Raw genomic sequence first — 12,950 nt, forward strand, 5'->3', positions numbered from 1 at the left:
GCTGGGGTTTTAGGGCCGAAGTCCTATTCGGCGCCTAGTGCACCACCCCCGCCCCCGCGCGCGGGAGTGGGGTTGGGGTGAGGGGAAGCTCTAAGCAAGCAATCCCGCACTAAACACCCAAATCAGAACGTAAACCGCACCCGCCCATACCAATAAGCACCATTGCTGCCAATCGGCGACAACACGTCATACGGCAGGTTGCCGAAGTAGTAGATGTCTTCGTTCGACTTGTCCGGGTAGTTGTCGGTGAGGTTCTGCCCGCCGATCGCCACGCTCCACTGCGGCGTGATGCGGTACTCGACTTCCGCATCCAACTGCCATTCGGCCTGGTAGGTCTGGGTCGGGACGTAGCCGCCACCAAAATCGAACACGCGCTTGGCGCTGCCATGACGGCTGACGCGGCTGCTCAGCGACCAGCTGTCATTGGCCCAGCTGGCGGCGAACTGCGCGCGGGTGCGCGGTGCGGCGTCGGTCAGCGTATTGCTCTCCTCCACGCCGAACAGCACGTAGTCCGGGTTCAGTGCCAGCAGCTGCGAAGGCGTGGCGACGACGTTCTTCAATTCGGTCTTGGCGTAGCTCCAAGTGCCGGTCAACAGCAGCTCGCCGTCACCCAGCGACTGCCGCCAGTTGCCGACGAACTCGGCGCCGCGGGTGCGGGTATCTGCGGCGTTGACGAAGTAATGCGCGCTTTCCAGCCCACCGATGCCGAACTGCTGCTGTACGAAATCGGTCAATGCATCGCCGGTGATGCTTTCCGACAGCGCGATACGGTCATCGATATCGATCTGGAACAGGTCCAGCGACAGGTCGAAGTGGCTGCCGATCTGGCTGGTGAAGCCGAGGCTGTAGTTGATCGACTTTTCCGGCTTCAGGTCAGTAGCGCCCAAGGCACGTGCGATCGGATTGTTCACCGACAGCAGACGGCCCTGCACCAGCTGGCCACCGGCGGTGTAACCGGTCGAGGTGGACTCGTAGCCGATCTGGCTCAGCGACGGCGCGTGGAAGTTGTTGGAGACCGAACCACGCAGCGCGAATGCCGGTGCGAAGGCATAGCGCGCACCGATCTTGCCGGTCAGTTCGCCGCCGAAATCTTCGTAATGCTCATAGCGGGCGGCGATATCGGTGGAGAACTTCTCGCCGAAGGTCGAGGACAGGCTGGTGTAGGCACTGATCACATCGCGCGACAGATCGGCCTCGTCCTGCGGGGTCAGGCCACCGCCGGCCTGCGAGCCGGTCGGGCGGTCGGTATACGGGCCGGCGGCATAGCTGGCCGGGTCGCCGGCGCCGGTTTCATAGCGCTCGTGACGGCCTTCGATGCCGAAGCCAAGGCTGTGGGTGTCATTGCTGCGTACGAAGAGGCGGCCGAAATCGAGGTTGGCCACGGTCTGCGTGAAGCTGAAATCGGCGGTCTTGAAGCTGGTCGGGCTGGTCGGTCCGAGCGAGGCGTTGAGTGAGTTGCGCAGGCGATAGGTGAACTCGTTGCGGCCGTGGTCAAGGCTGGCGTCGTAGTTCCAGTCGCCCAGCTCGCCGCGAGCACCGGCCACCAGCTGCACATCCAGGTTCTCGCCTTCGGAGATCGGGCGGTAGCCGTTCGGGTACAGCTCCTTCCAGTTGGCCTCGCCATCAGGGTAACGGAAGTAATTGGCGCCTTCGGTATCGCGCTGGTTGTAGGTGCCGAAGGCGTAGGCCTTGGAGGCGGCGCCGAACGGGATTTCGGCATTGAACCAGGCGTTGAGGTCCTTGCTGGCGCCATCGCCAAGTGAGTAATTGCGCTTGCCGGCCAGGGCCAGATTGTCCGGGGTCTGCGCTTCCCACGGCGGGATCTGGTCGAAGCCGGCACGGTTGGTGGCTTCGCGGTTTTTCAGTTCCAGGCCGACGCGCAGGAAGCCGCCGTCGTCGGTCAGCGCGGTGCCGACCTTGGCGCTGAAGAAGCTGGTCTGGCCATCGGTCAGGGTGCGGTCGATCGGCTTCAGGTCGGTGTGGTGCGCGCCGAAGCTGGCCTCAATGGCGCCGCCTTCCGGCGCGTCGTCGAGGATCACGTTGATCACGCCGGCCACCGCATCGGAGCCATACAGCGCGCCGGCGCCGTCACGCAGCACCTCGATGCGCTTGATTGCGCTGACCGGGATGGCATTGAAGTCGACCGGCGTGGTGCCCTTGCCGATCTTGCTGTCGGTATTGACCAGGGCGCTGTTATGGCGGCGCTTGCCGTTGATCAGCACCAGCACATGGTCGGGTGACAGGCCGCGCAGCTGGGCGGCGCGGATGTGGTCGGCACCGCCGGAGTTGGACTGGCGCGGGAAGTTGAACGAGGGCAGCAGCGCCTGCAGCGCGCTGCCCAGCTCACCGTTGACCACGCCGGCCTTGCGGATGTCCTCGGCGCTGAGCACGTCCACCGGCGAGGTGGACTCCAGCACGGTGCGGTCCACGGCGCGGGTGCCGGTGACGATCACCGTATCCAGATTGGTCGCCTGCTGGGCGTCCTGGGCAAAAGCGGGGGAAGACAGCGCCAGCGCGATGGCCAGGCCGAGCGGGGCCGAGGTGGGGCGGGACATGGGAACTCCAGAAACTGTGGGGAAAGCGGGACGTGGGGAGGTGCGGATGGTGGAAAGGTTTCAGGTAACACTTACATCCATCCGGATGAAGCGATATATTATCTTCGCGTTAACGGCGGCCGCGATGCAAGTCCTGCTGGCAATTGGCTGATAACCAAACGCGATATCCCCTGCGGTGCCTTGGATGCCACCGTGTCGTTCCTGTCCGGAGGTTTTCCATGAAGTTGCACGCTGTCCTGTTGCCCCTGTTGTTTGCCGTTGCCGCAAGTGCCCACGCCGCTCCGCCTGCAGCCGAAACCGCGCCCAGCGCCCAGCTGCACGGTGATGCCGCGCGACCGGCCGAAGCCGGTGGCTGGGTGCGCAGCGAGCTGTACTTCGGCGTTGGCGAGGAAACTGGCCCGTCGGCACGTGAGCAGACCGATGTGATCAGCGATGCGCAGTGGCGCGCCTTCCTCGACAAGGAAGTCACCCCGCGATTCCCCGATGGCCTGACCGTGTTCGATGCCTACGGCCAGTGGTTGTTCCGCGGTGCCCCGGAGCCTAACCGGCTGCGCACCAAGGTACTGGTGATCCTGCATGAGGACAGCCCGCAGCGCCGCAACGACATCGAAGCCATCCGCCTGGCGTGGAAGCAGGCAACCAGGCACCAGTCGGTGCTGTGGTCGCGGCAGCCGGTCGAGGTTTCGTTCTGATCCGCACTGGATCGGCTAGCCTGCGGGCAGCCTCCAACCGCAGATGAGCTTCTCGATGATGTCCCTGATATCCACGTCCCGCTGCCGTTTTGCCACGCGCGGCTTGCTGATTGCAGCGGTTTCGCTGCTGGCAGCGCCGGCATTCGCGGCAGATGACAGCGAGATCCGCTTCGAGGTCGCTGCCGGCGTCAGCGCGCATGCGCGCTTGCTCGGCGACGGCAGCGTGGAGGTGGGCACCAGCCGCTCACCGGCCCGGCAGGTGCTGCCTGCGTCCACGAACGAGGAAGGCGGCGGCACGCGGCTGGGTCACGCCGACTACAACTTCGACGGTTACCAGGATCTGGACACCAGTGCGACGCTGGGCCAGGTCAACGAATCGGTCACGGTTTACCTGTACGAGCCGGGCAGTGGCCAGTTCCGCGCATTGGCCGCACCCGAGGGCCCGGAAATCAGCTGCGAAGGCTTCTGGTCGCTGACCCCGGACCCGGCCACACGCACCTTGAGCAGCAGCTGCCGCAGTGGGCCCATGTGGTACAGCGATATCTACCGCTTTGCGGGCGACAAGGTCTACCTGTACCGCTCGATGCGCAACGCCTTCCTCGACACCGAAGCGCTCGCGCAGGTGTTGGCGCTGGCCGAAGTGGAAGATGCGGAGATCCTCACGGTGTGGAGCACCTGGGATGCCGCAGGCAAGCGGCTCGAGACCGCCATCTGGAATGCCTTCGATCCGCCGCTGAAGGACGCCCCGATGCCGGGCCGCAGCGCATCGGTGGTGCCGGACAAGCTGCTGCTGTACAGCCGGGCCGGTGACACCTCGACCAAGCGCTACCTGCTCAAGGGCGACCGCGTCGAGCTGCTGGACGAAGCCGACGGCTGGTTGCAGCTGCGCTACCGCAATCCCAGCCGTGGCCCGGTGCTGGGCTGGGTGAAACTGCCCACGAACGAATGATCTGTTCCACTCGCACGCATTTTCCCGGCGTTACCATCGCTCCGCATTCCTGACGATATCCCCCATGAATTCTTCTGCATCCGCATCCCGCCCACGTTGGTTCGTCGCCGGCGATCTCAATGGCTTCTTTGGCCTGGTGGTCGACAACCTGTCGATCCTCGGCTTCATCGCGATGGCGCTGGTCGGCATCTTCCAGTTCCCGGCCGATGTGGTGTTCGGCCGCATGTTCCCGGGCACCGCCTTCGGCGTGTTGATCGGCAACCTGATGTATACCGTGATGGCGCGCCGCCTGGCTGCCCGCACTGGCCGCGATGATGTCACCGCGATGCCGCTGGGGCTGGACGCGCCTACCAGCATCGGCATGGCGCTGCTGGTGCTGGGCCCGGCCTTCGTCGGCTTCAAGCAGCTCGGCATGGACCCGCAGGCCGCGGCGATGGCGACCTGGAAGCTGGGCATGGCCTCGCTGGTGGTGATGGGCCTGCTCAAGCTGGTGCTGTCCTTCGTCGGCGATGCGGTTACCCGCCACGTGCCGCGTGCGGCGCTGCTCGGCTCCATCGGTGGTGCAGCGCTGACCCTGCTCGGCTTCCTGCCGCTGATCGAGAGCATGCGCCAGCCGTTGGTCGGTCTGGTCACGCTGGGTGTGTTGCTTTATGTGTTGGTTGCGCGTGGCGTGGTGCCGCTGCGTTTGCCGGGCGTGCTGTTCGCGCTGCTGGTTGGTGTGGTGCTGTATTACGGGCTGGGTGCGGCGGGCGCACTGACCGGCTTCCAGTGGCCGCCGGCCATCTCCTTCGCCGTGGCCTTGCCGCTGCCGACGCTGGGCTTCGTCGAAGGCCTGCCGTTGACCGTGCCGTACCTGTCGCTGCTGCTGCCTTTCGGCCTGCTGATGGTGGTGGGCGGTATCAACGTAGCGGAGAGCGCACGCGCCGCCGGTGACGACTACCGCACCCGCGACATCCTGCTGGTCGAGGCCATTGCCACGCTGATCGCCGGCGTCTGCGGCGGTGTCGCACAGACCACGCCGTACATCGGCCAGCCGGCCTACAAGCGTCTGGGGGCACGCACCGGCTACACGCTGCTGACCGGCCTGTTCATCGGCATCGGCGGCATGCTCGGCGTGGTTGCGGGGTTGGTGCAGTGGCTGCCGGTGGCGGTGCTGGCACCAATCATCGTCTTCGTCGGCCTGGACATCACCGTACAGGCCTTCCAGCAGACCAAACGTGAGCATGCGATCGCGGTCGCGTTGGCCTTCCTGCCGGCCATTGCCTACCTGATCAACATCAAGTTCGGCACCTGGGTGGCGCCGGATGCGGCCGCAGCACTGTATGCGGCGGTCGACGGCCACGGCCTGTCGGATGTGGCCACGCTGCAGCTGCTGGGCAATGGTTTCATCATCTCCGCGATGATCTGGGCGGCAGCACTGGTGGCCTTGATCGAGCGGCGCGCTGGCGTGGCGGTAAGCCTGCTGTTCGTGGCTGCCGCGTTGAGTGCGTTCGGCGTGATCCATTCCACCGATCCGCGCGGCGGCATCTACCTGCCGTGGCAGCTGGACGGCCTGCGCCAGGCCATCACCTTGCAGGTGAGCGCTGCCTACGCTGTGCTGGCGGTCGTGATCGGCCTGATGTCGCTGCAGAAACAGCGTTGATGCATGAGGCTTGAACCGCAGGGGAACCCGGCGGGATAAACAGGGTCACACCATCACATGCAATAAAGGTGCAAGTGATGCAGAAGCGCAAAGCAGTGTGGCCCTGGGCCGTGGTTGGCGTCGTCGCGGTTGGCGGCATTGGCTGGTGGTTGTTCCGTGATGACGTGGCGCAGCTGCGGCAGGCAACGCCAACCATTGCTCCGCTGGTGGATAGCCCAGCTACACCGGCCATCCAACCGCCGGCTACGTCCGAACCAGTGGCCGAGCCGAAATATCCGCTTGAGGTGGCTGCCGACCCGGCCTTGCCGGCCCTGGCCGACAGTGATGCCTCCGGCTGGCAGGCCTTGAACGGTTTGTTCCCCGCAGATGCCTTGGCCGTGCTGCTGCGCGAGCAGCTGATCCCGCGCGTGGTGGTGCACGTGGACAACCTGACGCAGCCCAGCCTGCCAGGGGCGGCGATGGCCGTGCGGCCGTTGCCAGGCGCGCTGCAGGTGGAGCAGGGCGGTGCTGGAGGTGAGCAGTTGGCAGCCGCCAATGCCGCGCGCTACGCGCCTTACGTGGATGCCTTTACCCGTGCCGATGCAGGCGCGGTCGCGGCTGCTTACAAGCGCTTCTATCCCTTGCTGCAGCAGGCCTACCGCGATATCGGCCACCCCGACGGCCATTTCAACGACAGGCTGGTGGCGGTGATCGACCATCTGTTGCAGACCCCCGAGCCGGCCCGCCCGCTGGCGGTGGAGCCTGACGGCAAGGGCCGCTATCGCTTCGTCGACCCGGCCCTGCAGTCGCTGTCGATCGGGCAGAAAGCCCTGCTGCGCATGGATGCCAGCCAGCAACAGGCGGTGAAGCAGCAGCTGCGGGCGCTGCGCGCGGCGATCACGCGCGGCTGAGCCGCGCTGCCGCTTGCGTTGGATCAAGGTTGCGGTGACGGCAGCTGGTGATACTGGAGCGGGATTGCGATTTCAGCTGAACAAGGGCGGTATTCACCCTTGAATCACGCCGTTGCAACCGCATCTGAACCAGTATCGCCAGCACTGCTGGCCTCCCAACTTTGAGGAAGAAGACCCATGCGGATGGACAAGCTCACCTCCAACTTCCAGAAGGCGCTGTCCGACGCGCAGTCCCTGGCGGTCGGTCGCGACAACAACATCATCGAACCGGTACATGTGCTCAGCGCGCTGCTCGATCAGCCCGGTGGCAGCAGCCGGCCCTTGCTGGCCCAGGCCGGCGTCAACGTGCCGGTGCTGCGCGAGCGGCTGACCGAGGCGCTCGATGCACTGCCCAAGGTGTCCGGCCAGGCCGGCAGCCTGTCGATGGGCAACGATCTCAATCGCCTGCTCAACAACACCGACAAACTGGCCCAGCAGCACAACGACCAGTTCATCGCCAGCGAGTGGTTCCTGCTGGCGGCAGTGGACGATGGCGGCCCGGCCGGCATGGCCCTGCGTGCGGCTGGTGCCGACAAGAACAAAGTGAAAGCCGCGATCGACAAGCTGCGCGGTGGAGAAACCGTGCAGAGCGAAAATGCCGAAGAGCAGCGCCAGGCGCTGGAAAAATACACCATCGACCTGACCGCACGTGCCGAGAGCGGCAAGCTCGACCCGGTGATTGGCCGCGACGAGGAGATCCGCCGTACCATCCAGGTGCTGCAGCGCCGTACCAAGAACAACCCGGTGTTGATCGGTGAACCCGGCGTGGGCAAGACCGCCATTGTCGAAGGCCTGGCCCAGCGCATCATCAACGACGAAGTGCCCGAGGGCCTGCGCGGCAAGCGCGTGCTCTCGCTGGACATGGGCGCGCTGATTGCCGGTGCCAAGTTCCGCGGCGAGTTCGAAGAGCGGCTGAAGGCCGTGCTCAATGACCTGTCCAAGAACGAAGGCCAGATCATCCTGTTCATCGACGAACTGCACACCATGGTCGGCGCCGGCAAGGGTGACGGTGCGATGGATGCGGGCAACATGCTCAAGCCCGCGCTTGCGCGTGGCGAACTGCATTGCATCGGCGCCACCACGCTGGACGAATACCGCCAGTACATCGAGAAGGATGCCGCGCTGGAGCGCCGCTTCCAGAAGGTATTTGTCGGTGAGCCGACGGTAGAGGACACCATCGCCATCCTGCGTGGCCTGAAGGAACGTTACGCGGTGCACCACGGTGTGGAGATCACCGACCCGGCCGTGGTTGCGGCGGCGACCTTGTCGAACCGCTACATCACCGACCGGCAGCTGCCGGACAAGGCCATCGACCTGATGGACGAGGCCGCCTCGCGCATCCGCATGGAGATCGACTCCAAGCCGGAGGAGCTTGATCGTCTGGAACGCCGTCTGATCCAGCTCAAGATCCAGCGCGAAATGCTGAAGAAAGAGAAGGACGACGCCTCGCGCAAGCGCCTGGCCGATCTGGAAGCCGACATCGACACACTGGAGCGTGAGTTCTCCGACCTCAACGAAATCTGGAAGTCGGAGAAGGCCGCGCTGCAGGGCGCGACCAAGATCAAGGAGCAGGTCGAGAAGGCAAAACTTGATCTGGAAGCCGCACAGCGCCGCCAGGATTTCGCAAAGATGAGCGAGATCCAATACGGCCTGCTGCCGAACCTGGAGAAGCAGCTGCAAGCCGCGCAGGAGATGGAGCGCAAGGATTTCAAGCTGGTGCAGGACAAGGTCACCGACGAGGAAATCGCCGAGGTCGTCTCGCGCTGGACTGGTATCCCTGTCAGCAAGATGCTCGAAGGCGAGCGCGACAAGCTGCTGCGCATGGAAAACATGCTGCACAACCGCGTGGTTGGCCAGGAAGAAGCGATCCGCGTGGTCTCCGACGCGGTGCGGCGCTCGCGCGCCGGCCTGTCGGACCCGAATCGTCCGAGTGGCTCGTTCCTGTTCCTGGGCCCGACCGGCGTCGGCAAGACCGAGCTGACCAAGGCGCTGGCCGACTTCCTGTTCGATTCGCCCGACGCGATGGTGCGCATCGACATGAGTGAGTTCATGGAGAAGCACAGCGTGTCGCGCCTGATCGGTGCGCCCCCGGGTTATGTGGGCTACGAAGAAGGTGGCTACCTGACCGAGGCGGTGCGTCGTCGCCCGTACAGCGTGATCCTGCTGGACGAAGTGGAGAAGGCGCATCCGGATGTGTTCAACATCCTGCTGCAGGTGCTGGACGACGGTCGTCTGACCGACGGCCAGGGCCGCACCGTGGACTTCCGCAACACCGTCATCGTGATGACCTCGAACCTGGGTTCGCACCAGATCCAGGACATGAGCGGCGACGACAGCCCGGAAGCCTATACGCAGATGAAGGCGGCGGTGATGGGCGTGGTGCAGGCGCACTTCCGTCCGGAGTTCATCAACCGCCTGGACGACATCGTCGTGTTCCACCCGCTGGACAAGCAGCAGATCAAGCAGATCGCACGCATCCAGATGCGTGGACTGGAGAAGCGCCTGGGCGAGCGTGGTTTGCGCCTGGAGGTGTCGGATTCGGCCTTCGATGTGCTGGGCAATGTCGGCTTCGACCCGATCTATGGCGCGCGCCCCTTGAAGCGTGCGATCCAGGCCCAGCTGGAAAATCCGCTGGCGCAGAAGATCCTGGCCGGCGAGTTCGCCAGCGGCGACACCATCAAGGTGGAAGCTGGCGGTGGCGGCCAGTTGCAGTTTGGCAAGAGCTGAAAGCCGGAGCCAACGCTTCAAAAGCTTTAAGAGCTGCCCTCACCCCAACCCCTCTCCCGCACGCGGGAGAGGGGCTAGTGCAGGGGCAGCTGACGCGATCCGAGCCCCTCTCCCGTTTACGGGAGAGGGGTTGGGGTGAGGGGAAGCTTCCAGCTAGGGATGCGGGCTTTTTGAAAATGCATCAGCACATAACGCCCCCTCACAAGTAACCCCTGCAACCGTCCACCGGTTGCCATCCATCCTCGGCTATCGTCAGCGGTCACTCCTTAGCGAGCACTCCGATGACCGATCCGCAGTGGAAGCCTGAAACCATCGCCGTGCACGGCGGCTATTCCCCCGATCCGACCACCCGCGCAGTCGCGGTGCCGATCTACCAGACCGTTGCCTACGCCTTCGACGACACCCAGCACGGTGCTGATCTGTTCGACCTCAAGGTCCAGGGCAATATCTATACCCGCATCATGAATCCCACCACCGATGTGCTGGAAAAGCGCATCGCGGCCTTGGAAGGCGGCATCGGTGCGTTGGCGCTGGCCTCGGGCCAGGCCGCGATCACCTACGCCATCCAGACCATTGCCGAGGCCGGCGACAATATCCTGGCTTCCAGCGCGCTGTACGGCGGCACCTACAACCTGTTCGCGCATACGCTGCCGCAGTTTGGCATCCAGACCCGCTTTGCCGATTACCGCGATCCGCAGGCCTTCGCAGCCTTGATCGACGAGCGCACCAAGGCGGTGTTCGTCGAATCCATCGGCAACCCGCGCGGCAACGTCACCGATATCGAAGCCATCGCCAAGATCGCGCATGCGCATGGTGTGCCGGTGATCGTCGACAACACTGTCGCCACGCCGTACCTGCAGCGTTCCTTCGATTTCGGCGCGGATATCGTGGTGCATTCCTTGACCAAGTATCTCGGCGGCCACGGCACCAGCCTTGGCGGTGCCATCGTCGATTCCGGTCGCTTCCCGTGGGCCGAGCACAAGGAACGCTTCCCGCGCCTCAATACGCCGGATGTGAGTTACCACGGCGTGGTCTATACCGAAGCACTGGGCCCGGCGGCCTTCATTGGCCGTGCCCGCGTGGTGCCGTTGCGCAACATGGGCGCGGCGATTTCACCGTTCAACGCGTTCCAGATCCTGCAGGGCATCGAGACGCTGGCGCTGCGCATGGACCGGATCAACAGCAATACGCTGGCGGTGGCCAATTACCTGCAGAAGCACGCGAAGGTCGCGTGGGTGAACTACGCTGCATTGCCTGATCATCCGGAGCATGCGCTGGTGCAGAAGTACCTGCGCGGGCAGGGCTCTGGCGTGCTGACGTTTGGCCTGCCGGGTGGGCGTGAGGCCGGGGCGCGCTTCCTGGATGCGCTGCAGCTGTTCACGCGGCTGGTGAATCTTGGTGATGCCAAGTCCTTGGCGACGCATCCGGCGTCCACCACGCATCGGCAGTTGGATGCGGCGGAATTGGAGAAGGCCGGGGTGACGCTGGATACCGTGCGCCTGTCGGTGGGCATCGAACATATCGATGACTTGCTGGCGGATCTGGAGCAGGCCTTGGCTGGGGCTTGAGATGCGGCTCGGACGCTGCAGAGGAAAGTCAGGAGCTGGGTCTGCTTGCTAGAAGCTGCCCTCACCCCAACCCCTCTCCCGCGCGCGGGAGAGGGGCTAGTGGACTACGAGCGCCAGCAATGCGAGCCCCTCTCCCGTTTACGGGAGAGGGGTTGGGGTGAGGGGGAGCTTCTAGCGCAAGAAACTCACCAGGCAACCGTAAACCGCTGGCCAACATGCTTCGGCGCGTCCAGCTCATCCACCACCGCCACTGCCAGATCCGCTGCACTGATCGTGCCCGGGCCGTCGCCGGTGCTCAGCGGGGTCTCGCCGCCAACCCGGTACGTGCCGGTGCGCTCGGTCGCGCTGCCCGGATGGAAGGCAACCGGCGGGCTCAGCTGGGTCCAGTCCAACGACGTCTCGTTGCGCAGCTCGGTCAGCGCATCACGCGCCGCGCTGGCGCCGGGATAGATCGCGGCCGGGAAGCTGGGCGAGTCCACAAGCTGGCTGCCGTCCGCTGCGTACAGGCTGCCGGCACCGCCAATCACGATGTAACGCTTCACGCCTGCAGCCTTGGTGCCGGCGACGATTGCACGGGTGCCTTGAAGGAACTCATTGTACAGGTCCGGGTTGGCCCAGCCTGCGTTGTAGGCGCTGATCACGGCATCGGTACCGGCAACGGCGGCGTGCACTTCATCGGCATTGCGCACATCGGCCTTGGTCACCTGCAAGTGCGGGCGGGCTTCCAGCTTGGCCGGGTCGCGGACCAGCGCGGTCACGTCATGGCCGCGGGCCAGCAGTTCGTCGAGTACGGCCTTGCCGACAAAGCCGGTGGCACCGATCAGGGCAACTTTCATGGGAACGTCCTTGGGGTGGGGAATGACGCCAGTGTCCCCCCAAGTCGGCGTCGGCGGCAGTCGCAAAAAATCACAATCACCTTGAAGCTGTGCTTCACAATGGCGGCACGGAGGTGGCCGATGGACAGTGTCAAACGGATGGCCTTGTTCGCCCAGGTGGTGCAGCACGGTTCGATGAGTGCGGCGGCGCGGGCGCTGGGCATGAGTACCTCGGCGGTCAGTCAGCAGGTACGCGCGTTGGAGCAGGACGCTGGTGTGGCCCTGTTGCACCGCTCGACGCGGCGTCTGGCGCTGACCGATGTAGGCAGCCGCTACTACGCCGCCTGTGCGCGCCTGCTGGATGCAGCGGGCGAGGCGGAGGCCGAACTGTCGGCCGCCCGGCAGGCGCCCAGCGGTGAGCTGCGGTTGTCTGCGCCGCTGGGCATGGCCGCGCACATCGGCCCAGCCTTGGGCGGCTGGCTGCAGGACAACCCACAGCTGCGCCTGCACCTGTTCTTCGACGATGGTTGGACCGATCTGCTGCAGGCGCGCATTGATCTTGCGCTGCGCTTCGGCCAGTTGCCGGACAGTGACTGGATGGCGCAACGCCTGGGCAGCCTGCAGCGCTGGCCGTGCGCGGCGCCGGCCTGGCTGCAGCGGCACGGCGTTCCCGACGATCCGCTACAGGTGCCGGCGGCGGAATGGTTGGGCATGCCGCAGGTGCCCGGCCTGGTCTGGCGACTTCGCGAAAGCAGCGAGGAGCGCCTGGTGCCTGCGCACCCGCGTATCGCCAGCCAGAACCAACCGGCGGTACTGCGCCTGTGCGAAGCCGGATTGGGAGTGGCGGTGCTGACCAGTCTGGATGCGGCGCCGCTGCTGGAATCCGGCAGCCTGCAGCGCTTGTTGCCGGAGTGGGAGGTGCCGCCGTTGCCGGTGTGGGCGGTCACTCCGCATCGGCAGACCCAGCCGGCCAAGGTGCGCCAGGCCATCGTGTTGCTGCAGGATCATCTGGCGGGTCTGCCCGGTGCGGATGCCGGGTTTGCGCAAGATCGGAAACGCCGCCGCTGAGCAGG

9 protein-coding genes are annotated in these 12,950 nt (G+C 65.1%); 7 read left to right on the top strand and 2 right to left on the bottom strand.

What is annotated here, in order from left to right; all coding sequences use genetic code 11:
* Window positions 1–122 precede the first annotated feature (122 nt).
* Window positions 123–2,555 carry a TonB-dependent receptor plug domain-containing protein gene (locus tag AC1VWL_RS09900; RefSeq protein ID WP_482986560.1) on the bottom strand — a complete coding sequence of 811 codons (2,433 nt, stop codon included), beginning with the start codon at window positions 2,553–2,555 and terminating at the stop codon, window positions 123–125.
* Window positions 2,556–2,773: 218 nt separating this feature from the next.
* On the opposite strand from AC1VWL_RS09900, the gene AC1VWL_RS09905 reads away from it, so the two are divergent.
* The 6 genes from AC1VWL_RS09905 to AC1VWL_RS09930 all read left to right on the top strand — a co-directional run bounded on the left by AC1VWL_RS09905 (window position 2,774) and on the right by AC1VWL_RS09930 (window position 11,062).
* Window positions 2,774–3,247 carry a DUF3574 domain-containing protein gene (locus tag AC1VWL_RS09905; protein ID WP_482986561.1) on the top strand — a complete coding sequence of 158 codons (474 nt, stop codon included), beginning with the start codon at window positions 2,774–2,776 and terminating at the stop codon, window positions 3,245–3,247.
* 55 nt (window positions 3,248–3,302) lie between these two features.
* Window positions 3,303–4,196, top strand: coding sequence for an XAC2610-related protein (locus AC1VWL_RS09910; protein ID WP_482986562.1), 894 nt, complete (start codon window positions 3,303–3,305; stop codon window positions 4,194–4,196).
* Between the two features lie 64 nt (window positions 4,197–4,260).
* A complete protein-coding gene (locus AC1VWL_RS09915) occupies window positions 4,261–5,838 on the top strand; it encodes a hypothetical protein (RefSeq protein WP_482986563.1) in 1,578 nt (525 codons plus the stop codon).
* 77 nt (window positions 5,839–5,915) lie between these two features.
* Complete coding sequence (locus tag AC1VWL_RS09920; protein WP_482986564.1) at window positions 5,916–6,728, top strand: DUF3014 domain-containing protein; 813 nt, start codon at window positions 5,916–5,918, stop codon at window positions 6,726–6,728.
* A gap of 177 nt (window positions 6,729–6,905) precedes the next feature.
* Window positions 6,906–9,494, top strand: a complete 2,589-nt coding sequence (gene clpB, locus AC1VWL_RS09925) for an ATP-dependent chaperone ClpB (protein ID WP_482986565.1) — start codon at window positions 6,906–6,908, stop codon at window positions 9,492–9,494.
* A gap of 281 nt (window positions 9,495–9,775) precedes the next feature.
* Window positions 9,776–11,062, top strand: a complete 1,287-nt coding sequence (locus AC1VWL_RS09930; RefSeq protein WP_481533548.1) for an O-acetylhomoserine aminocarboxypropyltransferase/cysteine synthase family protein — start codon at window positions 9,776–9,778, stop codon at window positions 11,060–11,062.
* Between the two features lie 185 nt (window positions 11,063–11,247).
* On the opposite strand, the gene AC1VWL_RS09935 is transcribed toward AC1VWL_RS09930, so the two are convergent.
* The gene (locus AC1VWL_RS09935; RefSeq protein ID WP_482986566.1) at window positions 11,248–11,898 is read right to left on the bottom strand and encodes an NAD(P)-dependent oxidoreductase; all 651 of its coding nucleotides are present in this window, start codon (window positions 11,896–11,898) and stop codon (window positions 11,248–11,250) included.
* A gap of 120 nt (window positions 11,899–12,018) precedes the next feature.
* Between AC1VWL_RS09935 and AC1VWL_RS09940 the strand changes: the two genes are divergently transcribed.
* Window positions 12,019–12,945, top strand: coding sequence for a LysR family transcriptional regulator (locus AC1VWL_RS09940; RefSeq protein WP_482986567.1), 927 nt, complete (start codon window positions 12,019–12,021; stop codon window positions 12,943–12,945).
* Window positions 12,946–12,950 lie beyond the last annotated feature (5 nt).

The sequence above is a fragment of the Stenotrophomonas sp. STEN063 genome (assembly GCF_056854515.1).